Source organism: Streptomyces sp. NPDC046465, from assembly GCF_040646035.1.
GTDB lineage: Bacteria > Actinomycetota > Actinomycetes > Streptomycetales > Streptomycetaceae > Streptomyces.
Map to the genome: position 1 here is coordinate 253846 of NZ_JBEYZK010000010.1, position 24859 is coordinate 278704.

The following is a 24859-nucleotide window of genomic DNA, read 5'->3' on the forward strand; positions in this document are numbered from 1 at the left end:
CACGGAACTCCCCACGTTCGGCAGGAGCGGCACATGCGAAACAAGAAGATTTACGCGGCCCTGGTCGGCCTCGGTACGGTCGGCGCGTTCGCGCTCTCCGCCAGCGGCGCCAGCAGCCACGGCTACACGGATCTGCCCGCGAGCAGGCAGATCAACTGCGCCAAGGGCGTGGTGGCCAACTGCGGCTCCATCCAGTACGAGCCGCAGAGCGCCGAGGGCCCCAAGGGCTTCCCGGCGGGCGGTCCCGCCGACGGCAAGATCTGTTCGGCGGGCATAGCCGGGTTCAACCAGCTCAACTCACCCAAGACGCCAGGGGGCGGGGCCTGGCCGACGACCAAGGTGAGCGGCGGGCAGAACTACACGTTCCGCTGGCAGTTCACCGCGCGCCACCGCACCACCGATTTCAAGTACTACATCACCAAGCAGGGCTGGGACGACAGCAAGGCGGTGACCAGGTCCGCCCTGGACACCACGCCGTTCCTCAGCGTCCCGTACAACAGCCAGCAGCCGCCCGCGAGCCTGTCGCACAGCGGCGCCATCCCGGGTGGCCGCAGCGGCCACCACGTGATCGTCGCCGTCTGGACGGTCGCGGACACGTCGAACGCGTTCTACGCGTGCTCGGACGTCCAGTTCTGACCGGTCGCCGGTCCAGCGGCCTGACCGGCCCAACTGCCTGACCGGCGCCTGAGGGCGGCTTCCCCACACCCCACAGGCAGGTTCTGCGCACGCCGTGCCGACCTCACGGCGTGCGCAGGCTCTACATCTGATGGCACGTCAATTATGGTGCGCGGTCATGGAGAGCACCGGAACCACCGTCGCGGACCTCGTACGGGCGCGGTGGGGCGATCACCGCACCGGCCTGCGCCACGCGGGCGGTGAGCTGACCCACCACCAGCTGGCGGCGGGCGCCGCGGCGCGGGCCGCCCTGCTCGCCGACCTCCTGACGCCCAGGGGCGAGCCCCACATCGGCGTCCTGCTCGACAACACCCCCGAATACCCGCTCTGGCTGAGCGCGGCGGCGCTCGCGGGCGCGGCGGTGGCGGGCATCAACCCCACGCGGCGCGGCGCGGAACTGGCCCGCGACATCGTGCACACCGACTGCAAGGTCCTGGTGACGGAGCGGGCGCACTTGCCCCTGCTCGACGGCCTCGAACTCCCCGGCGTCCGCATCCTGGTGACCGACACGGCGGCCTACCGCGATCTGCTCACTCCCTACGCCGACGCGAAGCCGGACATCGCACGGACCGTGGGCCCCGGCAGCCGCATGCTCCTCTACTTCACCTCCGGCTCGACCGGCGCCCCCAAGGCCGCGATCTGCAGCCAGGGCCGCCTCGCGGCGGCGGGCCGCTCCCTGGTCGCGCACTTCGGCATCCGCCCCTCGGACACCCACTACATCTGCATGCCCATGTTCCACGGCAACGCGGTGATCGCGGACTGGGCGCCCGCGCTTGCCGCGGGGGCGGGCGTGGCGCTCCGCGACCGCTTCTCGGCGTCCCGGTTCCTGCCGGACGTACGGGAGTTCGGGGCCACGTACTTCACGTACGTGGGCCGCGCGGTGCAGTACGTCCTGGCCACGCCCGAACGCCCCGACGACCGGGACAACCCCCTACGGGTCGGCTTCGGGACCGAGGCCGGGGCGGTGGACGCGGCGCGCTTCGAGGAACGGTTCGGGGTACGGCTCGTCGAGGGGTACGGGTCCTCCGAGGGCGGCGCGGCGATCCAGCGCACCCCGGACACGCCGACCGGGGCGATCGGCCGCGCCGCACCGGGCGACGACCTCGCGGTGGTCGACCCCGGGACGCTGCGGGAGTGCGAACCGGCCCGGTTCGCCCCGGACGGACGGCTCCTGAACGGGCGGGCCGCGATAGGGGAGTTGGTGAACCGCGGCCCGAACCCCTTCGAGGGGTACTGGCGCAACGACGCGGCGCAGGCGGAACGGGTCCGGGGCGGCTGGTACTGGACGGGCGACCTCTTCTACCGCGACGCCGACGGCCACCTCTACTTCGCCGGGCGCCAGGACGACCGGCTGCGGGTGGACAGCGAGAACCTGGCGGCGGCGATGATCGAGAACATCCTCGCGCGGTACGGCGGGGCGGCGGCGGTGGCGGTCTACGCGGTGCCGGATCCGGTGGCAGGGGACCAGGTCATGGCGGCGCTCGCGCCCCCGCCCGACGCCCCCTTCGATCCGCTCGACTTCGCCGAATTCCTGCTCTCCCAAACGGACTTGGGGACGAAAATGGCGCCCCGCTTCGTGCGGGTGGTCCCCCGGATGCCGGTGACGGCGACCAGCAAGGTGGCCCGCGGCGAGCTGCGCCGCGAGGGGTTCCGGTGCCAGGACCCCGTCTGGTGGCGCCCGCCGGGCTCGTCCGCCTACCGCGGGCTCACGCCGTCCGATGTGACGGAACTGCTCGCGCAGTACGAGGCGCGGGGCCGCGCGGCGCTTCTGGACCCCTGAGGCCTGAACCCTCGATGCCTGGACCCCGAGGCGGAGGTGAGGAATCCGTGGGGAAGGGACACAAGTCGGTAAAACCGCTCGCCTGACCGATTACGATCCACGTCCATGAGCGCGCCAGAGCAGACCGAAACCGGCCCCGAGCAGGATGAGATGCCCCCGATCCAGCAGGGCCCCACCCCCGCGGCCCGCGCCCGCCGCGCGCGCATCGCCGCAGCCTCGCTGCTGATGGCCGCCGCCGCGGTGGTCCTCGCACTGCGCCTCGCGAGCCGCTCGTCCGTCCTGGTCGTCGGGGTCTACGGCCTGCTGCTCATCCTCTGCGGCGGAGTGATCGAACTGAGCCGCCGCGGCCGGACGAGGCTCGGCACCTATCTCCTGGCGGCGGGTCTCACGGCGGCACTGCTCATGGACGGCTTCGTCCTCTCGTAACCCGCGCGAGCGACTTCCGACCCAGGCCCTAGGACTCCAGATACCGCAGCACCGCGAGCACCCGGCGGCTGTAGCCCTCCGCGCGGGACAGGCCCAGCTTGTCGAAGATCGCGTTCAGGTTCTTCTCGACCGCGCTCAGCGAGATGTGCAGCTTCTGCCCGATCGCCGCGTTGGTGTGGCCCTCCGCCAGGGCTTCGAGGACCGTGCGCTCCCGCGGCGTGAGCCGGGTCAGCGGGTCGACGTGCGTGGTGCGGATGAGCAACTGCCGTACGACTTCGGGGTCGATGGCGGCGCCCCCGGCATGCACCCGCTCCAGCGCGTCGAGGAACTCCTCGACCTGGGCGACCCGGTCCTTGAGCAGGTAGCCGACCCGCTCGGCGCTCGAAGTGAGCAGCTGCGCGGCGTAGTTGCGCTCCACGTACTGGGACAGGACGAGCACGCCGATCTCGGGGCGCAGTTCGCGGATCCGCACCGCGGCGCGCAGGCCCTCGTCGGTGTGGTCCGGCGGCATCCGGATGTCGGTGACGACGACGTCGGGGGTGTGCGCCGCGACCTCGCGCAGGAGCGCGTCGGCGTCGCCCACGGCGGCGAGGACCTCATGGCCCTCCTCGGCGAGCAGCCGGACCAGGCCCTCCCGCAGCAGGGTCGAGTCCTCGGCGAGGATTACGCGCACGGCAGCTCCGCGGTGATCGTGGTGGGCCCTCCGGGAGGGCTGTCGACATGCAGTGTGCCGTCGAGCGCGGCGACCCGGCTGCGCAGCCCGGTGAGCCCGCTGCCCGCCGGGTCGGCGCCGCCGGTTCCGGTGTCGCGGACGAGGACGGCGAGCGTGGCGCCGTCGCCGTGGACGCGTACGAAGACCTCATCGGCCGCCGCGTGCTTGGCGGCGTTGGTGACGGCCTCCGACACGACGAAGTAGGCGGCCGTCTCGACGGGGGAGGGCAGCGGCTCCGGCACGTCGTACTCCATGCGTACGGGCACCGCGCACCGCTCCGAGACTCCGCCGAGCGCCTCGCGCAGGCCCACGCTGTCGAGCGCGGTGGGGTAGACCCGCCAGGCCACCTCGCGCAGTTCGGTGAGGACTTCCTGGGCTTCCTTGTGGGCCTGTTCGAGCAGGGCGTCGGCCCGCTCCGGGGTGCGGCCGCGGCGGGCCCGGCCGAGCAGCATGGCGAGGGCGACGAGGCGCTGCTGGACGCCGTCGTGCAGATCGCGCTCGACGCGGCGCCGCTCCACGTCGACGGCCCGGACCACCGCGGCTCGGCTGGTGGCCAGTTCGTCGATGCGGCGCTGCAGGAGCTCCCGCTCGGAGGGGCCAAAGCACTCGCGGGCGAGGCGTGCGTCCTGGTCGGTGAGGGCGCGCAGGCCCTGCACGGCGAGGAAGAGCAGGGTGCCGCCGAGGACGACCTGGCTGAGCAGGTCCACCCAGGTCATCGAGGAGCGGGTGAGCGACACGGCGAAGATCCCGGCGAGTACGGCACCGAAGTCGACGAGGCCGACCACGACCGCGCACAGCAGCCCGGAGTACGTACGGGCCGCCAGGTAGCGCAGGACCTGCGGGTCGGAGGCGCGGTGCTCGGGGAAGACGTCGTGGAAGAAGAGGGACCGGCGCCACCGCTCCAGGGCGGTGAGCCGACGGGCGCCCGCCGCGAGGAGCGCGTGGGCGCGGGCGCGGGTGCGCGGCCAGAGCAGGAAGGCGCCGAGGCCCGCGCCGGCGCCGACGAAGTACAGCAGGCCGAGCAGGGCGGTGAGGCAGCCGACGAGCACACCGCAGACCCGCATGACGAACGGGGCGGCCACGGGCTCCTTCACATCGTCCGACATTAGCCGAGTCCCGGAACCGCTAGTCCGCACGGCGGTGGCGGGGCCCGGACCCGGACGACCCGGACCCGGACGACCCGGACCCGGACGACCCGGACCCGGTCCGGTCGCGGGATCGCACGCGCACCACCACGTACACCGCGACCGCGAGGAGGACGAGGACCAGGACGGCCTTGGAGAGGAGGCCCACGTACGTCTCGACCGCGTCCCACTGGTCGCCCAGCCAGTAGCCCGCCATGACGAGGACGGTGTTCCAGACCAGGCTGCCCAGGGTGGTCAGGGCGAGGAAGACCGGCAGGCGCATGCGTTCCACTCCGGCCGGTACGGAGATCAGGCTGCGGAAGATCGGCACCATCCGGCCGAGGAGTACGGCCTTGGTGCCGTGCTTGGCGAACCACGCCTCGGTCCGCTCCAGGTCGGAGGTCTTCACCAGCGGCAGCCTGGCCCACAGGGCGTGCATGCGCTCGCGCCCGAAGAGGACGCCGATCCAGTAGAGGGCGGCGGCGCCGACCACCGAGCCGAGCGTGGTCCAGAACAGCGCGGAGGCCAGGCTGATCACGCCCTGACCCGCGGCGAAGCCGGTGAGCGGCAGGATCACCTCGCTGGGCAGCGGCGGGAAGAGGTTCTCCAGGGCGATGGCGAGTCCGGCGCCGGGGCCGCCCATCGTGTCGACGAGGTCGGCGGCCCAGCCCGCGATGCCCCCCGCGGGTTCCTGGGGGAGGGCGAGAGTCATGAGGTCCATGGAGGCAACGCTAGAAAGTGCAGGTCAGCGGCGGTATGGGGGTTGCCGTTGAGTGAGGGTGCGGGAAACCGCACCCCGGGAGGCCGGATTCGGGCCGGACTCAGGCCGGACCCTGGTCCGGACATGACGAAGGCCCTCCGCGTGAACGGAGGGCCTTCGGTGTCTGTGCGCCGCCAGGGACTCGAACCCCGGACCCGCTGATTAAGAGTCAGCTGCTCTAACCAACTGAGCTAGCGGCGCCTGCTGACTCATAAATAGTACCTGGTGCGCGGGGGTGCCTCCGACCACGTGTCCGACCACGTGTCCGACCACGTGTCCGACCACATGCTCGCCTGCTGGATCTGCCGATGGCCCTAGATCGCCAGGGACAGCAGGACCGGTGTCGCCCCGCGGTTCAGCGTGTCCGCCGCCTCCCGCAGCCGGTGCGCGTGCTCGACCGGCAGGGAGAGGGCGAGACACCCCACCGCGGCGCCCGCGGTGATCGGCACGGCCGCGCAGACCGTGCCGACCGCGTACTCCTGGAGGTCGAGGATCGGGACCGTGGCGGGCTGCCGGGCGAGGCGGTTGAGCAGGATCTGCTCGTTCGTGATCGTCCGGGAGGTGAGGCGGGCCATCTTGTGGCGGGAGAGGTGGTCCCTGCGGCCATCCACGTCGAGCTGGGTGAGCAGGCTCTTGCCGACCGCGCTGGCGTGGGCGGACGAGCGGAAGTCCACCCATTCGTTGACGGCGGGGGTGCGGGGGCCCGCGGCGAAGTCGGTGACGCGGACCTCGCCGTCCACATAACGGCTGATGTAGACGGCGGCGCCGATGGAGTCGCGCAGTCCGTCCAGCGTCTTCTGGAGCTTCTCGCGCAGCGCCTCGGCGTGGTGGTGGGCCGAGCCGAGGCGGCTGAGGGTCTCCCCGGTGACGTACGCACCGGCGCTTTCGCCGGTGAGCTGCTTCACGTACCCCTCGCGGCGCAGCATGCCGAGCAGGGGGATGAGCTGGGCGAGGGGCAGGCCGGTGTCCTTGGCGATCCGCGCCGCGGTCACGCCGGTGCTGTGCCGGGCGACGGTCTCGAGCACCCGCAGGGCGCTCTGGACGGAGCGGTGCGGCGTGGTCGCCTCGTGCTTCAACGCCACGGCATCCCCCTGCGTGGAACGGTTCCGGACAGCTGGGCTCGGTTTCCACGATAGCCGTCAAGTGGCGCATTCGGAGCGACGGTTGAGGAGATTGGTGACGCGCTCCCGCCTGATCGGCGGGAACGCGCCACTTTGGCATATGCCCACGTCAAACCCGGTACGGGCTTACAGCACCGCGCTGAGGAATTCGCGGGTCCGCTCGTGCTCCGGCTCCGTGAATATCTTCTCCGGGGTCCCGGACTCGATGACCCGGCCCGAATCGAACATGAGCACCTGGTCCGAGATGTCCCGGGCGAAGTTCATCTCGTGGGTCACGCACAGCATCGTGATGTCCGTGGTGTGCGCGATGTCGCGGAGCACGTCGAGGACGCCCGCCACCAGCTCCGGGTCGAGCGCCGACGTCACCTCGTCGAGCAGCAGGACCTGGGGACGCATCGCCAGGGCGCGCGCGATGGCGACGCGCTGCTGCTGGCCGCCGGAGAGCTGGGTCGGGTAGGCGTCGCAGCGGTCGCCGAGTCCTACCAGGTCGAGCAGCTCGCGGGCCCGTACGTCGGCCTCGTCCTTGGACATGCCGAGGACGCTGACGGGCGCCTCGGTGATGTTCCTGAGCACCTTCATGTTCGGGAAGAGGTTGAACTGCTGGAAGACCATCCCGATGTTCTTGCGGACCTCGCGGACGTGCTTCTCGCCCGCGGGGACGAGCTTGCCGTTCTTCTCCTCGTGGGTGAGGTACTTGCCACCCACCTTGATCGTGCCCTGCTCCGGCTTCACCAGGGTCATCAGGAGCCGCAGGATCGTGGTCTTGCCGGAGCCGGACGGGCCGATCAGCGTCACGTGCTTGCCGGAGGCGACGGAGAAGTCCAGCTCGTCGAGGACGGTGTTCGAGCCGTAGCGCTTGATGACCTTGTCGAAGCGGATCAGCTCGCTGCCGTCGACGGCCGGGTTGGGGATTTCCTGGGAAGTGCTGCTGTCAGCGGACAAGACGACGCTCCAAAAGTCGCAGAAGAACAGAGGCCGGGTAGGCGATGACGATGAAGGCGACACCGACCACGCTGATCGCCTCGTAGGTGAAGGTCGTCTGGCTGTAGCCCTGGGCCTGGCCCAGCATGTCGAGCGCGCCGATGGCGGCCATCTGCGGCGACTCCTTCAGCATGACGATCACGTAGTTGCCGAGCGCGGGAATCACCCGGCGCACCGCCTGCGGCAGGATCACGGACGTCCAGGTGCGGCGCTTGGAGAGGCTGAGCGCGGTCGCCGCCTCCCACTGGCCCGCCGGTACGCCGTCGATGCCTGCGCGGTAGACCTCCGACGTGTACGTCGAGTAGTGCAGCCCGAGCCCGACGATGCCCGTGGTGAGCGGGGACATCGAGGGGCCCCACTCCGGCACCACGTAGAACAGGAAGAACAGCTGCACCAGGAGCGGGGTGTTCCGGATGAACTCGGTGACGACCGTGACCGGCCAGCGGATCCACTTCTTCGGCGAGCGCTGGGCGACGGCCCAGACCAGGCCGAGGGAGAAGGCGATCAAGGAGCCGAAGAGCAGCGCCTTGAGGGTGAGCTCCACGCCGTCCCAGAAGAGCGGCATGAAGTCGTCGACGTGATCCCAGTTCCAGTTCACTTGCTGACCCCCGACCCGACGACGGCGTCGAACGACGTCTTGGAACGCAGCCCGCCGAACAGACCCGTCTTCTCCGGCGTCTGCCCGACCCGTTTCTTGGCGTGCCGCTCCAGGAGCCGCATGCCGCGCGTGAGGATGAACGCGAGGACGAAGTACAGGCCGAGCAGCAGCGTGTAGATCGGCGCGCTCTCGCTCTTCACGAGCCGCAGCAGGTCACCGGCGAACGTCATGTCGGCCACCGCGATGAGGGAGACCAGCGAGGTGCCCTTCAGGAGCTCGATGAGCAGGTTGTTGAACGGCGGGATCATCTCCGGCCAGGCCTGCGGCAGTTCGATGCGGCGCAGCCGCTGCGCCGGGGTGAAGTTCAGGGCGATGCCCGCCTCGCGCTGCGCGGGCGGCACCGCGGCGAGCGCGCCGCGCACGATCTCGGAGGCGTACGCGCCGTACGTGATGCCGAGCGCGAGGACGCCCGCGAACATCGGCTGGAAGCTGATGTTGAACAGGGGCGGCACCGTGAACGCGATCCAGAACATGAAGACCAGCGACGACGTGCTGCGGAAGATCTCGAAGTAGGCCCCGGCGAGGAACCGCACGATCCAGAGCCGGTTCGTGCGCAGCACGCCGATCGGGAAGGCGATCACGAAGGCGAGGGCCGCGCTGAAGAAGGTGACCTGGACGGTGATCCACACGCCCGGCAGGAACCAGTTCCCGAAGAACTCCGACGACATCATGACGAGACGCCCTTCGCCGGGGGACACAGCCTGGCCACGGTCAGCTTCGTCATCTCGGCCTCCGTGAAGCCGAACGGCTTGACGATGCGAAGGAGTTCGCCGCTCTCCTTGAGCTTGTGCAGCTCCTTGTTGAAGGCGTCCCGCAGGTTCTTCTCGGAGAGCCGGAAGGCGAAGCCGCCCGCGCCGTAGGCCGGCTTGCCGTCGACGACGGGCTGGAAGGGCTTCGTCGCCTCGACGCGCGGATTGTTCTTGATCACCGTGCGGACGGTGACGTTGGTGCCCGCGAAGGCGTCCACCCGGCCCTGGGACACGGCGTCCATGCCCGCCACCTGGTCCGGCAGGACGAGCACGGACTTCACGCCCGCCGCCTTGGCGTAGTCGATCTCCGCGTAGGCCGTGCCGCTCGCCAGCTTGAGGCCCTTCTTGGCTATGTCCTCGTAGCCCTTGATGCCGTGCGGGTTGCCCTTCTTCACGATGAAGGAGTCGAGCATGAGGTAGTCGGGGTCGGAGAAGAGGACCTGCTCGCACCGCGTCGGGTTGATGTACATGCCCGCCGAGACCACGTCGAACTGCCGCGCCTGCGTGAGTCCGGGGATCAGGGCGCCGAACTTCGTGGGCACCGCCTTGACCTTGGGCACGCCGAGGCGCGGGAAGATGACCTTGGCGATGGCCGGCGCCTCCCCGGTGACCTCGCCGTTCTCGTCGATATAGCCGAACGGGACCTCGCCCGCGACACCGATCCTGACCGTACCGCTGTCGCGCAGCCTGTCCAGCAGATCGCCCCCCTCAACCTTCCCCTCGTCGGGTACCCGGCTGCATGCCGAGACCCCGAGAACGCCCAGAGCCGCTCCGCCCGCTCCTGTGAGCAGGGCGCGGCGGCGGACCGCTCTGCCGGTGAATCCCTCGTTGTTCCCAAGTGGTGGAGCCATGGGCGCGCGGCTACCCGTCCCGAAGCGAGTTATGCCGATGAATTCCGGCCCCTGATGCAATCGTTGTCCTCTTGACCCAAGGAGGAGCATGGGACACATGCCAGAGCGATTCATCGAAGTCTCCCTTGCCAAGCGGGGAGTTCAGTGCACGGCAAAACTGCTCGACGACCGGGCTCCGGTGACCTGTGCGGCGGTGTGGGAGGCGCTGCCACTCGGTTCGGACGTCTATCACGCGAAGTACGCGCGCAATGAGATCTATGCCCTCTTCCCGGCCTTCGCGGACCGGGAGCCGCCCCTGGAGAACCCGACAGTCACTCCCATCCCGGGAGATCTCTGCTATTTCTCCTTCTCGGGCACGGAACTGGGCACCCAGGCGTACGGCTACGAGGCGGAGGCCGACGTACAGGCGGGCACCACGGTCGTCGACCTCGCCCTGTTCTACGAGCGGAACAACCTGCTCCTGAACGGCGACGTCGGCTGGGTCCCCGGCATCGTCTGGGGTCAGATCGTCGAAGGCCTCGACCAGATGGCCGAGGCCTGCAACGACCTGTGGCGCGCGGGCGCACAGGGGGAGACGCTGAACTTCACACGCGCCTGAGCGCCCCCGCCGTTCAGCTCACCACCGGCGTGGGCGGCGCGAGATCCGCGCTGCCCGCCTCGTACAACGCGTGCGCCGCCCGCAGCACCACCGTGTCCGCATGGCGCGCGCCCACGATCTGCACCCCGATGGGCAGCCCCTCGTCATCCGCCCCGCAGGGCACCGTCGCGGCGGGCTGCTGGGTGAGGTTGAAGGGGTACGTGAACGGGGTCCAGCCCGTCCAGCGCCGGTGCCCGGACCCGCGCGGCACCTCGACCCCCGCCTCGAACGCGGTGATCGGCAGCGTCGGCGTGACCAGCAGGTCGTACGTCGAGTGGAAGCGGCCCATGCGGCGGCCGAGGTCCATGCGCACGTCGACAGCCGCGAGGTAGTCGAGCGCGCTGTACCGCGCGCCCTGCCCGCAGACCTCCCGCAGCGCCGGTTCGAGCAACTCCCGCTGTGCGGGCGACAGATGCTGCACGACCCGCGCGGCGCCGCTGAACCACAGAGTGTGGAAGGCCTCCACCGGCTCGGAGAAGTCGGGGTCGGCCTCCTCCACGTACGCCCCCTGCGCCGCGAGGGACTCCACCGCCCGCCGCACCGCCGCCGCGACCGCGGGCCGCACCGCGACCTGGCCGCCGAGCGAGGGGGAGTAGGCGATGCGCAGACCGCGCACCCCGCCGCCGAGACCCGCGCGGAAACTCCCGGCCACCGGGCCCAGTTGGGACCAGTCTCGGCTGTCGGGGCCGGTGATGACCTCCATCATCAGCGCCGCGTCCGCCGCGTCCCGCGTCATCGGGCCCACGTGGGCGAGGGTCCCGAAGGGGCTCGCGGGATACAGCGGCACGCGCCCGTACGTCGGCTTCATCGCGAAGATCCCGCAGAACGACGCCGGGATCCGCACCGAACCCCCGCCGTCCGTGCCGAGGGAAAGGGGGCCCGCGCCGACCGCCACGGCGACCGCGCTGCCGCCGCTCGAACCGCCCGAGGTGCGCGACGTGTCGTACGGATTCCGGGTGATCCCGCTCCGCGGACTGTCCGTCACGCCCTTCCATCCGAACTCCGGGGTCGTGGTGCGGCCGATGAACACCGCGCCGTGCTCGCGCAGGCGGGCGACCGAGGGCGCGTCCTCGTTCCACTTCCCCTCCGGGCGCACGGTCCTCGAACCGCGCAGGGACGGCCCGCCGCGCATCAGGAGCAGGTCCTTCACCGTCACGGGAACGCCGTCCACCAGGCCCTGCGGCTCACCCTTCCGCCACCGCTCCGCACTGGCCTCGGCCTGCGCCAACGCTGTCTCCGGCTCGATCCGCACGAACGCGTTCACCGCCGACTGGGTCTCCTCGGCCCTGCGCAGCGTGGCACGGGCCGCGTCGACCGGGCTGAATTCGCCCTTGCGATAGCCGTCCACGAGTTGTACCGCGGTGAGATCCGTGAGCTCGGTCATGCACGCTCCTCAGAAGACAGACGGGGGTGAGGGTGAGGCGTGGTCAGTGCCCCGGGACATACCCACGTTCCTTGTCGACCACGTTCGCCAACGGCCGTCCCGCCTCCCACGCCTCGTACAACTCGACGAACTGGCTGCCCAGTTCGTCTCGCCAGCCGATCGTGTCGCCGCTCATGTGCGGGGAGACGAGCAGCCCGGGAGCCGTCCACAGCGGGCTGTCCGCGGGCAGCGGCTCCCGCTCGAAGACGTCGAGCGCCGCGCCCGCGATCCACCGCTTGGCCAGCGCCGCCACCAGGTCGTCCTCGACGACGAGCGGACCGCGGCCGATGTTGATGAACCGGGCGGACGGCTGCATGACGCCGAAGCGCCGCGCGTCGAACATGCCGCGCGTGTCGTCCGTGAGCGGCGCCGCACACACCACCCAGTCGGCGCGCGTGAGCAGCCGGTCGAGGTCCGCTGGCCCGTGTACGCCGGTCCTGGGCGTGCGGCCCACCAGCGCCGTGGTGATGCCAAGCGCCTTCAGCGTCCCCGCGATGGCCCGCCCGATGGGTCCCGAGCCGACGACGCACGCGCGCGTGCCCGCGATCCGCCGCGTCTCGCGGTGCTGCCAGGAGCGCTCGCGCTGCAGCTCCAGGGTGTGCGGCAGGTCCTTGGCCATGGCGAGGACGAGCGCCGCGACGTACTCCGCGATGGGCTGGTCGAAGACGCCGCGCGCATTGGTCACCACCGCGTCGGACGCGGCGAGTTCGGGGCACATCAGATGGTCCACGCCCGCGCTCGCGGTGTGCACCCAGCGAGGTCTCGGCCCCGCGCCCGGCCAGGCGCGGCGCACCGCGTCGGAGGAGAAGTCCCAGACGAGCAGCACGTCGGCGAGCGGCAGCCGCTCGGCCAGGGTGTCCCCGTCGGCGTGCAGCACGCGGGCGCGGCCGGTCAGGCCGCCGAGCCGCGGCGGGGGCGTCGGGGGTGCGGCGTCAAGGACAAGAACGGTCGTATCGGACGTCGAGGGGAAACCGTTTCGCAATGAGATTCCGCTTCCCGGTCAGAGGTACGGCCACGCCGCGTCAGAAACTCGACTCAGCCGTCTGAGATGTGCGGATTGACCACGCTCGCACCCGAACCTACCTTCGTCAACAGAGGCACTGCTGTACCGGCAGTGCGGCGAACCAGTACTCTCCGTGCAGCCGCTCGCACACTCTGTGTGGTTCGTCCGCGCGGCATCCCCGTCCCGCCGTCCCGGCGCGTCGCCGGCATCGCTCGTCCCCGGCCCCCGGCCGGTCCCTGAACACACGCACGAACTTGGGGACTGTTCATGGACGTCTCTTTCCTCGGCGGACCACACCCTCAACGAGGTGTAGGTGTCGTTGCCCCTTTCGACTTCGTCCTCGACCGCGAACTGTGGCGGTGGATCCCGGACGAGATCTCGCTCCATCTGACCCGCACGCCGTACGTGCCCGTCGAGGTCAGCCTCGACCTGGCGCGCCTGGTCAGCGAGCACGAGACGCTCGCCGAGGCGGTCCGCGCGCTGACCGCCGCCGAGCCCGAAGTCCTCGCGTACGCCTGCACCTCGGGCAGTTTCGTCGGCGGCATCGCGGGCGAGCGCGCGATGTGCGAAGCCATGACGCGGGAGGGCGCGGTCGCCTCGGTGACCACCTCCGGCGCCCTCCTCGAAGCCCTCGACGAACTGGGCGCGCGCCGCATCGCGCTGGTCACGCCCTACACCTGGTCGGTGACCCAGTCCCTGGAGGAGTACCTGGGCGAGGCCGACGTCACCGTCGCCGCGCGCGCCTACCTCGGGCTCACCCGGCACATCTGGAAGGTCCCCTACCGCGACGTGGCGGACATGGCGCGCCGCGCGATCCAGAGCAGGGCCGGCGGCGTCGACGCCCTGTTCATCAGCTGTACGAACCTCCCGACGTACGACGTCATCCCGCAACTGGAAGCGGAACTGCGGATGCCGGTGATCTCCGCGAACCAGGTGACGATGTGGTCCGCCCTGCGTCGGCTGGGTACGCGTGCGGTAGGGCCCTATCAGGCACTGATCAATCCGACGGCACGACCGGGCGCGATCCCGCTCGATCCGCCGGCCCCGCCGCAGGGCCTGCCCGAAGGACCACCCGCAGAAGGAGGAGGCTGGACGTGACGGCACTCGGATTTCTCTACCCGGGGCACTCGGCCGAGGACGACTACCCCCGCATGGAGCAGATGCTCGGCAGCGATGTCCGGCTGCAGGTCGTGCACACGGACATCGGCGAGGACGCGCACCGGGTCGACGCGCTCCTCGAAATGGGCGCGGCCCCGCGGCTCGCGGCGGGCGTCGAGGAACTGCGGCTCTCCGGCGCGGAGGCGGTGGTCTGGGCGTGCACGAGCGCCAGCTTCGTCTTCGGCTGGGACGGCGCCCACGACCAGGTGCGCGAGCTCGCGGTGGCGGCGGGTCTGCCCGCCTCGTCGACCTCGTTCGCCTTCGCGCACGCCGTACGGGAGGTGGGCGCGGTCCGCGTCGCGGTCGCCGCGACCTATCCGGAGGACGTGGCCGCGCACTTCGCGGCGTTCCTGAAGGCGTCAGGGGCGGAGGTCGTCTCGGCGCGGGGCAGCGGCATCATCACGGCGGCGGAGGTCGGCACGTGGGGCCGCGACGAGGTCCTCGCCCTTGCCCGCGACGGCGACCACCCGGACGCCCAGGCGGTGCTCCTGCCGGACACGGCGCTGCACACGGCGGCGTACGTCGCGGAGCTGGAGTCCGCGCTCGGCAAGCCGGTCCTGACGGCGAACCAGGTCACGGTCTGGGAGGCTCTGCGCCTCGCCGAGCGCCGGATCAACGCGCCCGGCCTCGGACACCTCTTCACGAAGGAGCCGCTTGTCCAGGTCAGGGCCTGAGGCCCAGGGTCAGGGGTCAGGGGCTGAGGATCAGCCTGACCACCGTTAACGTCTGGACCGACCCGGAGACGTAGTAGAGGACGATGGCGCCGTCGACCGTCGCCTCCCGGCGGTCGGGGTCGTCCCGTACGGGTGTGGAGCCGTGGCCGTACGGGTCCCGGCCCACCGTCCGGCTGAGCACGGCGCGGAAGGCGTCGGCGTCGCCCATCTTGGCGAGGGTGTCGTCGGCGGGCGGCGCGTAGGTGACGCGGTGGCTCCTGCGGTGGCGAGGGCTCACGATGTGCCCCGCCTCTCCGCCTCGTCGGAGGCGAGCCGCGCGAGACGGGCCTCGGCGTCGGGGTCGGGCACGGCCTCCAGCATCCAGTGCCGCATCACGGCGTGGATCTCGTCGACCCCTGCCCCGTTGATGGCCCGGTCGAACTCGGCGCGCCGTCCCTCGGGCAGGGCGGCGCGGATGTCCGGGATCGTGTTGGGCACGTCGACCTCGACTCCGTCGACGAGGGTCTTCAGGGGATCAGCCATGGCGTGCACGGTAGCCGGGAATAAAACGGAGTGAGCCTCCTGTTCTGGGTTCCGTAGCCACGAGAGCCACGAGACGACGTACGCACGCAGTGCAGGAGGCACCCCAAGTGACAGTGGACCCGACCGACGACGGCATCCGCGGCGAGCGGCACGGCACCGCGCCCGTGCCCCTGTCCGTGCTCGACCTCGTCACCGTCGGCGCAGGGCGCACCGCCACCGACGCGCTGCGCACCAGCGTCGACATCGCCAAGCTGGCCGAGGCGCGCGGCTACCACCGCTACTGGGTCGCCGAGCACCACTCCATGCCGGGCGTCGCCTCGTCCTCGCCTGCCGTGATCCTGGCCCACCTCGCCGCCCACACCGGACGCATCCGGCTCGGCTCGGGCGGCGTCATGCTGCCCAACCACGCGCCGCTCGTCATCGCCGAACAGTTCGGCACGCTGGAGGCGATGGCCCCGGGCCGCGTCGACCTGGGCCTCGGCCGCGCGCCCGGCACGGACGGCGCGACGGCCGCGGCGCTGCGCCGCACGGACCGCCTCAACGAGGGCGCCGACGACTTCCCCCAGCAACTCGCCGAACTGACCCGCTTCCTGGACGACGACTTCCCCGACGGCCACCCCTACGGGCGCATCCACGCCGTCCCCGGGCCCATCCAGGCGACCTCGCCCGGCGGCGTGCAGTCCACGCACCGCCCGCCCCTCTGGCTGCTCGGCTCCTCCGGCTTCAGCGCGCGCCTGGCCGGAGCGCTCGGCCTGCCGTTCGCCTTCGCGCATCACTTCTCCGCGCAGAACACGATTCCGGCGCTCGACCTCTACCGCGAGTCGTTCAAGCCCTCCGCGCTCCTCGACGCCCCGTACGCCCTCATCGGCGTCTCGGCGCTCGCGACCGACGACGAGAACGAGGCCCGCCGCCAGGTCATGGCCGCGGCCCTGAACATGGTCCGCCTGCGCACGGGCCGCCCCGGTCTCGTCCCCACCCCGGACGAGGCGGCGGCGCACGAATTCACCGAGATGGAGCGGGAGTTCGTCCACTCCTGGAACTCCAACGTCATCCACGGCACCGCGGACCAGGTCCGCACGGGCCTTGACGACCTCGCGAAGCGTACGGGGGCGGACGAGCTGATGATCACGGGCAACGCGCACGGGGGCGATGTGCGGCTGCGGTCCTACGAACTCATCGCGAACGCGTACGGGTTGCCTGGCTAGGCGAGCTGGCGGTTCTTTTGGTGCGGGTGGTGCGTGGCTGGTCGCGCAGTTCCCCGCGCCCCTAGGTGGGGCCTGCGGCCCCGTCAGGGGCGCGGGGTGTGTTTTCAGGGGCGCGGGGAACGGCGCGATCAGCCCCCTGCGAGCCGCACAGGCCGATGCGCGGGACCACGCAGACGTGTCTGCCGGGGCACCGCGTCGGAGGGCGGTACGGGGTGTGTTTTCAGGGGCGCGGGGAACTGCGCGACCAGCCCACCACGACCCGCACCGGGCGACGCGCAGAACACCGCCGCCCTACGAAGCGCCCCGTAGCAGTACGGAGATACGATCCGCCGGGACGGGGCGGGAGTACAGCCAGCCCTGCCCCGTGTCGCAGCCGATCTTCCGAAGCCGCGCAGCCTGAGACGCAGTCTCCACGCACTCCGCCACCACCGTGAGCCCCAGCCGATGCGCGAGCTGGACCATCGCCTCGACGATGACCTCGTCGGCGCGATCGGTGTGCGCCTCCCCCTCCTCGTACTGGAAACCCCGCACGAAGGACCCGTCCAGCTTCAGCACGGACACCGGAAGGCGGCTCAGGTACGCCAGGTTCGAGTACCCCGTCCCGAAGTCGTCGATGGCGATCCGCACCCCCATGTCGCTGAGCGCCTGCAAGGCCTGTAGCGGCCGCCCCGCCGACCCCATCACCGCGGACTCGGTGAGCTCCAACTGCAGCAGACGCGCGGGGAGCCCCGTCTCCGCGAGGATCTCCGCGACGTCCGCGACCAGGTCCGAGTCCCACACCTGCCGCACCGCCACGTTGACGCTGACGAACACGGGCTCCCGCGCCGGATGCTCCAGCTGCCACGCCCGCGCCTGCCGACAGGCACGCCGCAGCACCCAGCGCCCCAACTGCACGATCGACCCGTCCTCCTCCGCCAGTCCGATGAACCGATTCGGCGTCAGGAGACCGAACTGCGGATGCCGCCACCGCACCAGCGCCTCGACCCCGTGCACGCCCTCGTCGTCGAGCCCCACGAGCGGCTGGTAGTCCAGGACGAACTCGTCCCGCTCGACGGCGGGCCGCAGTGAGCTGGCGAGCGCCTGACGGGTCATGCGGTGGGCGTTGCGTTCGGGGTCGAAGAGCGTCCAGCGAGCCTTGCCGTCCGCCTTCGCCCAGTACAGCGTGGTGTCGGCGGCCTGCATGAGCCCCGTCGTCGTGGTGCCCGCGGCACGCCGCTCCACGACGCCGATGGACGCGGAGACGGAGAGCCGCTGCCCGGCCAGGTCGAACGGTTCCTGCAGCGCCGCCAGCGTCGTGTCGGCGAGATCCACCAGCTGGTCCGTGCCGGTCGAGTCCTCGACGAGCAGCGCGAACTCGTCGCCGCCCAGGCGCGCGACCAGCGGCGCCGCAGCCCTGCCGTACCCGGCCCGGTCCGCGCAGCGGGTGAGCCGCTCCCCGACGGCGGCGAGCAGCCGGTCGCCGACCCGGTGGCCGAGGGTGTCGTTGACCGCCTTGAACCCGTCGAGGTCGAGGTAGCAGAGGCCGATCCGGCCGGTGCTCGTGTCGTCGTACGTACCAGCTTCGAGCGCCGAGGCGAGCCGCTCGAAGAAGAGATTGCGGTTGGGCAGCCGGGTCACCGGGTCGTGCATCTGCACGTGGCGCAGCCGGGCCTGCAGCTCGTGGCGCGCGCTGATGTCGGCGGCGGCGAGGAGGGCGGCCCCGCCCGCACCGTGCCCGACGGCCCCGCCCGCGCCGCGCCCCGCGGCCTCCGGCATCGGCGAGACCGTGATCTGGACCCACAGCGAGTGCCCGTCGGGGTGCTTCAGGCGCCGGGTGCAGCGCAGTCGGGCCTGCCGCCCGCGGAGCACCTCGCGGTACGCGTGCCAGGTGCGGGCGTCGGAGGTCAGGTCGATCAGCTCGGCGGCGACGCTCCCGGTCAGCGCCCCGGGGGCCGCGCCGAAGAGGGCGGCCAGGGCGTCGTTGGCGCTGAGGACCAGACCCTCGCCGTCGACGACGGCGAGGGGCAGGGGCGCGACCGCGAAGGCGGCGCGGTGGTCGGCGCTCGCCGTGCGGCGACGCTCCGTGACGTCGGCCCGGGTTCCGGGCGCTGTGACCGTCGTGGGGATGGGCCCTTCGGACGTTCCGTTCACCGCTTGCTCCCGCAGTGCAGTTTGTTCTCGAACAGGTCTCGTCGGGCGGCCGGCTGAGGGCGGGCGGTGGTGTGGAGGCCGGGCCCGCGTAGGAAAGTGTGCCGATCATAGAGGCTGGCCAGATGCCCGTTCCAGCCGTATCGCCGGGTGGGGCGGTGCCCGCCGCCGTCGGCAGATCGTTTCTGCTCGCCACTGAACTGGTTCGGTTCCGACCCGATCGCTTGTGACGTTCCGTGAGCGCTCGGGGTGTCGCACTCTCATCTCCCCCTCACTCGGAAGGGCCAGACAAACAGGGCGTACTTCAACAAAACATCACAAGGTGGGTGGGGTGTCCCGCATTCCGCACCCGGAGGTCGACGTGCCGCGTCAGCTCCCCCCTTGGGGACTCACCCGTGGAGGGGAGAACTCCCGTCTGCGCAGCACCGCCGCCCTGCTCACCTCCCTGACCGCCCTGGCCGCCACCTCACTGGTCGCGGGCCCCGCGATCGCCGAGCCCACCGGGGGCCCGTGCGCCCTGCGCCGCACCACCGCGCACCACTCGGAGGGCCTCGACACCTGGAACACCGCCTACCCGCGCCCCATCGAGAACCTGAACGCGGTGATGGTGTTCCTCTCCTTCCCGGACTCCCCGCCCCTGTCCACCCCCGGGGAGCTGGCCGCCGACTACTTCCCGGCCACCAGCCAGTTCTTCGAGCGCGCCTCGTACGGAAAGTTCCGGCTGACCCCGCATCCGCAGCCCGAGTGGGTCCAGATGCCGCACGGCTCCCTCTCGTACGCCATACAGCGCGACTGGAACGCCAAGCGCCGTGCCGCCTACCTGCGCGACGCGATGGCCGCCGCCGATCCGAAGGTGGACTTCTCGCGGTACGACGTCGTGTACTTCGTGGCCGACCCGGACGCTCCCGGCGTCGACTCGGACGCCACGAAGGTGGTGAACTTCGACCGGCCGATGCGCGCCGACGGTACGGACATCCGGCGCATCGTCACCGTCTTCGAGCGGCACCCGCCGGACCGCAACGTCCTGGCCCACGAGACGGGCCACGTCTTCGACCTGCCGGACCTGTACCACCGGCCGACCGACGGCAAGGGCGACTGGGACACCTACGTCGGCGACTGGGACGTCATGGGCAGCCAGTTCGGTCTCGCCCCCGACCTCTTCGGCTGGCACAAGTGGAAGCTGGGCTGGCTGGACCGGCGCCAGGTGCGGTGCCTGGGAGCGGGTACGGAGCGGCTGACCCTGGATCCGCTGGCGGCGCCGCAAGCGCCCGGCGGCCTCGGCGGCACCCGGCTCGCCGTGGCCCGCACGGGCCGGGGCACGGCCCTCGTCATGGAGGCGCGCGGCTCTCTCGGCAACGACCACGCGACGTGCACGGAAGGCGTACTCCTCTACGAGGTGCGCAACGAGGCGGCGTCGGGCGGCGGCCCCGTCGAGGTGGTCGACGCCCATCCGGACTCCGGGGCCTGCTGGGGCGAATCGGTGTACCCGCAGCTGGCGGACGCCCCGGTGCGGGCGGGGGAGAGCTTCACGGTGCCCGGCGAGGACGTACGCGTGGAGGTGGCGGGGCGGACGGCTTCCGGGGCCTGGACGGTGCAGGTCACGACGGGTTGAACCGGGAGCCCCCGCGGCCCGGACACGCAAGAAGCCCCTCGCTCTCGCGAGGGGCTTCTCACCGTCTGTGCGCCGCCAGGGACTCGAACCCCGGACCCGCTGATTAAGAGTCAGCTGCTCTAACCAACTGAGCTAGCGGCGCCTGCTGACGTCGTAGACCTTAGCACCCTGATCGCCGCCAGGAAAAATCGATATGCGCACGGCGGAGGAGGCCCCTGAGCGGGCCGCCCGGACACAGGCCCAGAGCATGACCTCGGGCCCCGGGAGCCAGGGGTGACGGGTGTCGGGGGCCACCAGCCAGCGGGAATCGAGGTGGCCGCCGGGTACGGCGCCGGGTGCGACATCCGGGACGGCCCCTGGGGTGCCGGTGCCGGTGCCGCTGCCGCTGCCGGTGGGGGCGAGCGGCGGCACGGTGACCGCGTCGCCGGTGCCGTGACAGAGGACGGACGGGACGGCCGACCCCCACTCCTCCCACTCCAGGAGGGCGGGCAGGCGCTGGGCGGTGCCGGGGGCGGCGAAGAGCAGGACGCGGCCCCGGTGGGCGGCGACCGGACCCGACCCCGGCCCCTCCGCCCACAGCCGGTCGAGCATCCGCCGCCCGAAGACCGCGGGGACGCTCACGACGTCGAAGGCGGAGCCGCAGGGGAGTACGGCGGGGGCGGTGGGGGCGCTCCGCCAGAGGGCGAGGGTGCTGCGCGGATACGTCTCGGCCGAGGCGAGCCAGGCGGCCCCTTCGGCGGTGACGGCGGAGACGGCGGCGGAGGCGGCGGAGGCGGTGGAGACGTGGAGGGAAGCACTGCTCATGGCAGGCATGTGTACCGGTAGTGAGGGTTCCCGTTCGGAGAGTTGCGGGAAACCGGGACAGTGGGGGGCGGGGTGGAGTATCTTGCCCTTCTGGCATATGCCAGAAGATCCTCCGCGGCCGGTAGCCACGGCCTGCGGCTACCGCTTCTCGGTGCCGCCGCCGCGCAGCAGGTCCCGGCCGAACTCGACCATTTTCCGCGCGTAGTCCTCGGTCCACTCCGCGCGCTCCGCGATGGTCGCGAGCGTCAGCCGGTCGAACCGGCGCGGGTCGGCGAGCTGGGCGGCCGCCATGGCCTGGAACTCGATCGACCGGTCCGTCGCGGCGCGGAACGCGTGCGTCAGCTCCGTCGCGCGGTCGAGCAGCTCGCGCGGGTCCTCCATCGACTCCAGGTCGAAGAAGTGCTCGGGGTCGCCGGTGGCTTCCGCGGGTTCGAAGAGCAGTGGCGCGGGGCGCATGCGCTGCTCGGTCCGGGGCCGCTCGGGCTCCGCCATGGTGTGTCCTCCTCGTACGTACGGGCTGTCCGTCCGGTGCCCGGCCGACTCTCATTCTCCCTTGCCGCACAAGGGGGCCGGGGGCCCCGCGCCGCCGGGGGCGCAGTCGCGTCCGCCGGGTTCCGCACGGGTGCGCCTGCGGCTGGTCGCGGGTTGCTCGCGCAGTTCCCCGCGCCCCTAGGGGGGCCTGCGGCTCCTTCAGGGGCGCGGGGAACTGCGCGCTCAGCCACGGCCGGGCCGCGGACGCGTCTGCGGCTTTTCGTGGGTTGCTCGCGCAGTTCCTCGCGCCCCTGGGGGGCCTGGCGGTCTTTTCAGGGGCGCGGGGAACTGCGCGACCAGCCACCGGCGAGCCGCAGACACATCCGGGCAGACGCACCGTCCCCCTGGCCCTACCGAGGCCACCGCACGCGGTGCTCCGCGAGCCGCGCAAGCACCGCATGGTTCGCCTCCCAGCCGTCGGGGAACTTCACCGTGACGCCCAGCTGGACCGGCTCCGTGGACGGGTGGTCGTCGAGGAGCGCGTCGACCCCGGCGCGGCAGACCACGATGCAGGCGTGCCGGTGCCGGGACGTCAGGACACAGAGGCGGCCCGTCTCCAGGTGGAAGGCGGTCGCGTCGGGGCGGCCGGAGAGCGGGTGCAGGACGACCGTCACGTCGTACTCACGGCCCTGGAGACGGTTCGCCGTATCCACCGTGACATCGCTGACGCCCAGGTCCGCGAGGGCCGCACGGACCGCCGCCGCCTGGTCCCGGTGCGCGGTGCCGACGGCGATGCGGTCCGCCGTGAGCGGCGCGGGCTCAGGACCGCGCTCCGACGTGGCGGCGCCGCCCCGGTCCAGGAGGCGCCGGACCACCTGGGCCAGCGCCCGCACCGCCTCGGGATCCGTACGCGGCGTATTGCGCGCGGGCAGCTCGAGCAGGCCCCACCCCGCCACCGCCGCCTCATCGATCACCCGGTCGGACGCCGACCCGTCCGACGGCACCGCGAAGCTCAGCGCACGGTCCCCGTGCCCCGTGCCGCTGCGGAACGGCGTGTACGGATAGAACGCGTCGGAGACGAGGGGCGCGGCCGACGCGGGCAGCCGCCAGGACACCGGCAGGCGGTGCTGCGGCAGCTCGGGATTGTGGGCGAGCAGCGTCGTCACGGCGGACGCCGAGGGGTCGTACGAAAGACCCGCCCACTGCTCCGCGCCGACGATCGAGAACGGGTCCAACTGCCCCGGATCCCCCACGAAGAGCGCCCGCTCGAAGAGCCCCGCCACGGCGAGCAGCGCGTCCGACCGCATCTGGTACGCCTCGTCGACGATCGCGTGCCCCCACGGCGCGTCGAGCTGGTCGGCGTTGACGTGCGCCCACTTCGCCGCGGTCGAGATGACGACGTCGAGGCCCGCCAGATCCCCGGCCTTCGTCGACTTGCGGACGTTCTCCAGGTCGTCGAGCGCCTTGTCGTACGGGTCGGCGTCGCTGCTGTGCAGGCGGCCCACCGGGAGCTCGGGGTCCTTCTCGGCGAGGCGCAGGACCAAGTCGTCCACCTGCGCGTTCGTCTGCGCGATGATCATCAATGGACGCCCCGCCGCGGCCAGTTCACGGGCGGCGCGGACCACGAGCGTCGACTTCCCCGCGCCGGGCGGCGAGTCGACCACGACACCGCGGTGCGCGCCGTGCAGCGTGTCGTGGAGGATCGCCGCCGTGGCGCGCGCGGCCTCGGCGCCGGGGTCGAAGGTGCCGCCCGCGGGCGGGCCGAGCTGCATCACAGGGTGTCCTCCGCGGTCACGGGGTCAGGACGCTCGGCGCCGTCGGCGCCGTCGGCGCTGTTGGCGGGGTCGGCGGGCGGCCCGCCGTGCGTCCACGGGGTGGCCTCGGGATCGGGCAGCTTGGGGCCGCCGCGCTGCTCGTGCTCGAACAGAGTCCAGCAGATCCGGTCGCCCTTGCCGGGCACGGACCCCGGATCGGGCTCCTTGCCGCGGCCCATCTTGTCGGTGAGGCGCAGCACGACGACGCCCTCGCTCTCGTACGCCACGAACTCCGCCGTCTGCGGCTTGCCTTCCAGGGAGCGGAACACCTTCGTGCGCTCACCGAGATGCGGTTGGTCGTCCGTGCGGACGCTGACCAGGGGGCGCGGGCGCGGGCTCTTGGCCTCGTTGTACGCCATGACGACCTCCGTCACCTCACCGGCGAAGGCCTCGCCCGCGAGTCGGCGTCCGGCCATCACCAGCGGGTCGTCGAGGGCCTCCTGGGCGTCCAGGCGGGCCTGTTCGCGCTCGCGCGTCGCCAGCTTGTTGGCCGCGGTGACCGCGTCGTCGACGCGCGGCTGCGGTGGCTCGCCCGCCGTCACGCGGTCGCGGTGACCCGTGAACGACCAGCGGTCGCGGGTCCACCGGTCGGCGGCGCGCGGGGCCTCGGGCAGCGTGCACAGGGAGTCGAGGCCGCGCCACACGGCGTCCCAGGTGGGGCGGGTCCTGCTGTCGATCAGGGCGTGGATCTCCCGCTCGGCGGCGGTCAGCCCCGCGAGCCGCTCGTCGGCCTCGACGCCGTCCTCGGCGGCGGCCAGGGCCGTGCGCGCGCGGTCGTAGCGCTCGATGGCCGGGGCGAGCAGGTCGTTGTCGAACGCCGGGTCGGTGGCCGGGCCCGCGGGCGGGCAAAGGAGCTGGCCGTCACGGTCGCGGACCAGCTCGGCGCGGAGCGCGGCCTCGGCGCCCGAGGTGCCCTCCGGGGCCTCGATCCAGGCGAGCAGCGCGCCCAGGTGCTGGTCCTCGAGGCTGGACTGGCCGGTCGCCCAGTGCCGGGAGAGCAGCTCGGTCATCGCGACGAGCAGCGACGAGCCGGGGACGCGGGCACGCTCCCCGAAGTGGGTCAGCCAGCGGCCGAGGAGGGGCACGCGGGGCGGCGCCGGATAGGGCGCTTCGGGGTCCTGCTCGGCGGTGCGGCGAAAGCGCATGGAACGGCCGAGCAGCCGCACGAACTCGATGCCCGCGCGGCTCGGGACGATGAGCTGCGGGGCGTCCGCGCAGAGTTCGACCTCGACCTTGACGCGCTTGCCGGTCTCCGGGTCGGTCTCGTTCCGTTCGGCCGCCTCGACGTCCCCCGCGAAGCTGTCGACGTACGGCAGGACGACCTCGGCGAGCTCCGCGAGGAACGCGAAGCGCAGGTCGCGGTCGCGGGGCTGCGGGACGACGAGCAGGCGGGGGGAGGTGCGCTCGGTCCCGACGAGGGCGCCGAGCGGCGCGCCCGTTTCGCCCGCGGTGGTGAGCGGCACGAGGACGAGGGGCCGCTGCGAGACATGCCGATGCCGCACGGTCGCCCGCGGCTGGGCCCGCCCGCTCCGCACCGCTTCGAGACGGCCGAGACTGTCGATCAACGACACG

General features: G+C 71.9%; 25 protein-coding genes and 2 tRNA genes. 8 read left to right on the plus strand and 19 right to left on the minus strand.

Going from position 1 to position 24859, the window contains the following annotated elements:
• Nucleotides 1-33: 33 nt before the first annotated feature.
• From ABZ953_RS17950 to ABZ953_RS17960, 3 genes are all read left to right on the plus strand, one after another.
• Complete coding sequence (locus ABZ953_RS17950; protein ID WP_361724170.1) at nucleotides 34-636, plus strand: lytic polysaccharide monooxygenase; 603 nt, start codon at nucleotides 34-36, stop codon at nucleotides 634-636.
• Nucleotides 637-793: 157 nt separating this feature from the next.
• On the plus strand, nucleotides 794-2455 hold the full coding sequence (locus ABZ953_RS17955) for an AMP-binding protein (protein ID WP_361724173.1): 1662 nt from the start codon (nucleotides 794-796) through the stop codon (nucleotides 2453-2455).
• Between the two features lie 105 nt (nucleotides 2456-2560).
• The gene (locus tag ABZ953_RS17960) at nucleotides 2561-2881 is read left to right on the plus strand and encodes a hypothetical protein (RefSeq protein WP_361724176.1); all 321 of its coding nucleotides are present in this window, start codon (nucleotides 2561-2563) and stop codon (nucleotides 2879-2881) included.
• A gap of 28 nt (nucleotides 2882-2909) precedes the next feature.
• Here the strand turns inward: ABZ953_RS17960 and ABZ953_RS17965 are convergent, their stop codons facing one another.
• From ABZ953_RS17965 to ehuB, 9 genes are all read right to left on the minus strand, one after another.
• Nucleotides 2910-3554 (minus strand): response regulator transcription factor, encoded by a 645-nt coding sequence (locus tag ABZ953_RS17965; protein WP_361724179.1) that lies wholly within the window; start codon nucleotides 3552-3554, stop codon nucleotides 2910-2912.
• Nucleotides 3545-4699, minus strand: a complete 1155-nt coding sequence (locus ABZ953_RS17970; protein ID WP_361724182.1) for a sensor histidine kinase — start codon at nucleotides 4697-4699, stop codon at nucleotides 3545-3547. Before ABZ953_RS17970 ends, ABZ953_RS17965 begins: the two co-directional genes overlap by 10 nt.
• 19 nt (nucleotides 4700-4718) lie before the next feature.
• On the minus strand, nucleotides 4719-5438 hold the full coding sequence (locus tag ABZ953_RS17975) for a DedA family protein (protein ID WP_361724185.1): 720 nt from the start codon (nucleotides 5436-5438) through the stop codon (nucleotides 4719-4721).
• Between the two features lie 166 nt (nucleotides 5439-5604).
• A tRNA-Lys gene (locus ABZ953_RS17980) sits at nucleotides 5605-5678 on the minus strand.
• A 113-nt stretch (nucleotides 5679-5791) separates the two neighbouring features.
• Nucleotides 5792-6559 (minus strand): IclR family transcriptional regulator C-terminal domain-containing protein, encoded by a 768-nt coding sequence (locus tag ABZ953_RS17985; protein ID WP_361724188.1) that lies wholly within the window; start codon nucleotides 6557-6559, stop codon nucleotides 5792-5794.
• 165 nt (nucleotides 6560-6724) lie between these two features.
• On the minus strand, nucleotides 6725-7540 hold the full coding sequence (ehuA, locus tag ABZ953_RS17990) for an ectoine/hydroxyectoine ABC transporter ATP-binding protein EhuA (protein WP_361724191.1): 816 nt from the start codon (nucleotides 7538-7540) through the stop codon (nucleotides 6725-6727).
• A complete protein-coding gene (ehuD, locus tag ABZ953_RS17995; protein ID WP_361724194.1) occupies nucleotides 7530-8177 on the minus strand; it encodes an ectoine/hydroxyectoine ABC transporter permease subunit EhuD in 648 nt (215 codons plus the stop codon). Before ehuD ends, ehuA begins: the two co-directional genes overlap by 11 nt.
• Nucleotides 8174-8905, minus strand: coding sequence for an ectoine/hydroxyectoine ABC transporter permease subunit EhuC (ehuC, locus tag ABZ953_RS18000; RefSeq protein ID WP_361724373.1), 732 nt, complete (start codon nucleotides 8903-8905; stop codon nucleotides 8174-8176). Before ehuC ends, ehuD begins: the two co-directional genes overlap by 4 nt.
• Nucleotides 8905-9837 carry an ectoine/hydroxyectoine ABC transporter substrate-binding protein EhuB gene (ehuB, locus tag ABZ953_RS18005; protein ID WP_361724197.1) on the minus strand — a complete coding sequence of 311 codons (933 nt, stop codon included), beginning with the start codon at nucleotides 9835-9837 and terminating at the stop codon, nucleotides 8905-8907. Before ehuB ends, ehuC begins: the two co-directional genes overlap by 1 nt.
• A 97-nt stretch (nucleotides 9838-9934) precedes the next feature.
• On the opposite strand from ehuB, the gene ABZ953_RS18010 reads away from it, so the two are divergent.
• Nucleotides 9935-10435: a DUF3830 family protein gene (locus ABZ953_RS18010; RefSeq protein WP_361724200.1), complete on the plus strand. Its 501-nt coding sequence runs from the start codon at nucleotides 9935-9937 to the stop codon at nucleotides 10433-10435.
• Between the two features lie 13 nt (nucleotides 10436-10448).
• Here ABZ953_RS18010 and ABZ953_RS18015 read toward each other — a convergent pair whose 3' ends face one another.
• A complete protein-coding gene (locus tag ABZ953_RS18015) occupies nucleotides 10449-11858 on the minus strand; it encodes an amidase (RefSeq protein ID WP_361724203.1) in 1410 nt (469 codons plus the stop codon).
• Between the two features lie 43 nt (nucleotides 11859-11901).
• The gene (locus ABZ953_RS18020) at nucleotides 11902-12879 is read right to left on the minus strand and encodes a D-2-hydroxyacid dehydrogenase (RefSeq protein WP_361724206.1); all 978 of its coding nucleotides are present in this window, start codon (nucleotides 12877-12879) and stop codon (nucleotides 11902-11904) included.
• Nucleotides 12880-13167: 288 nt separating this feature from the next.
• Between ABZ953_RS18020 and ABZ953_RS18025 the strand changes: the two genes are divergently transcribed.
• Complete coding sequence (locus ABZ953_RS18025; protein WP_361724209.1) at nucleotides 13168-13998, plus strand: decarboxylase; 831 nt, start codon at nucleotides 13168-13170, stop codon at nucleotides 13996-13998.
• Nucleotides 13995-14732 carry a decarboxylase gene (locus ABZ953_RS18030; RefSeq protein ID WP_361724212.1) on the plus strand — a complete coding sequence of 246 codons (738 nt, stop codon included), beginning with the start codon at nucleotides 13995-13997 and terminating at the stop codon, nucleotides 14730-14732. The genes ABZ953_RS18025 and ABZ953_RS18030 overlap by 4 nt, the downstream gene beginning before the upstream one ends.
• Nucleotides 14733-14748: 16 nt before the next feature.
• Here the strand turns inward: ABZ953_RS18030 and ABZ953_RS18035 are convergent, their stop codons facing one another.
• Nucleotides 14749-14940: a hypothetical protein gene (locus tag ABZ953_RS18035; RefSeq protein ID WP_361724376.1), complete on the minus strand. Its 192-nt coding sequence runs from the start codon at nucleotides 14938-14940 to the stop codon at nucleotides 14749-14751.
• A 65-nt stretch (nucleotides 14941-15005) separates the two neighbouring features.
• Entirely contained in the window at nucleotides 15006-15254 is a 249-nt protein-coding gene (locus ABZ953_RS18040) for a hypothetical protein (RefSeq protein ID WP_361724215.1), read from the minus strand.
• Nucleotides 15255-15367: 113 nt separating this feature from the next.
• On the opposite strand from ABZ953_RS18040, the gene ABZ953_RS18045 reads away from it, so the two are divergent.
• Nucleotides 15368-16459 carry an LLM class flavin-dependent oxidoreductase gene (locus ABZ953_RS18045; protein WP_361724378.1) on the plus strand — a complete coding sequence of 364 codons (1092 nt, stop codon included), beginning with the start codon at nucleotides 15368-15370 and terminating at the stop codon, nucleotides 16457-16459.
• A gap of 291 nt (nucleotides 16460-16750) precedes the next feature.
• On the opposite strand, the gene ABZ953_RS18050 is transcribed toward ABZ953_RS18045, so the two are convergent.
• A complete protein-coding gene (locus ABZ953_RS18050) occupies nucleotides 16751-18589 on the minus strand; it encodes a bifunctional diguanylate cyclase/phosphodiesterase (protein ID WP_361724218.1) in 1839 nt (612 codons plus the stop codon).
• A 328-nt stretch (nucleotides 18590-18917) separates the two neighbouring features.
• Between ABZ953_RS18050 and ABZ953_RS18055 the strand changes: the two genes are divergently transcribed.
• Complete coding sequence (locus tag ABZ953_RS18055) at nucleotides 18918-20198, plus strand: M6 family metalloprotease domain-containing protein (protein ID WP_361724221.1); 1281 nt, start codon at nucleotides 18918-18920, stop codon at nucleotides 20196-20198.
• A gap of 68 nt (nucleotides 20199-20266) precedes the next feature.
• Here ABZ953_RS18055 and ABZ953_RS18060 read toward each other — a convergent pair.
• The 5 genes from ABZ953_RS18060 to ABZ953_RS18080 form a co-directional block, all read right to left on the minus strand.
• Nucleotides 20267-20340 (minus strand) — tRNA-Lys (locus tag ABZ953_RS18060).
• Nucleotides 20331-21002, minus strand: coding sequence for a bifunctional DNA primase/polymerase (locus ABZ953_RS18065; protein ID WP_361724224.1), 672 nt, complete (start codon nucleotides 21000-21002; stop codon nucleotides 20331-20333). The genes ABZ953_RS18060 and ABZ953_RS18065 overlap by 10 nt, the downstream gene beginning before the upstream one ends.
• 138 nt (nucleotides 21003-21140) lie before the next feature.
• Nucleotides 21141-21494 (minus strand): hypothetical protein, encoded by a 354-nt coding sequence (locus tag ABZ953_RS18070; protein WP_361724227.1) that lies wholly within the window; start codon nucleotides 21492-21494, stop codon nucleotides 21141-21143.
• Between the two features lie 389 nt (nucleotides 21495-21883).
• On the minus strand, nucleotides 21884-23245 hold the full coding sequence (locus ABZ953_RS18075) for an AAA domain-containing protein (protein ID WP_361724230.1): 1362 nt from the start codon (nucleotides 23243-23245) through the stop codon (nucleotides 21884-21886).
• Complete coding sequence (locus ABZ953_RS18080; RefSeq protein WP_361724233.1) at nucleotides 23245-24858, minus strand: hypothetical protein; 1614 nt, start codon at nucleotides 24856-24858, stop codon at nucleotides 23245-23247. The genes ABZ953_RS18075 and ABZ953_RS18080 overlap by 1 nt, the downstream gene beginning before the upstream one ends.
• Nucleotide 24859: the final 1 nt, after the last annotated feature.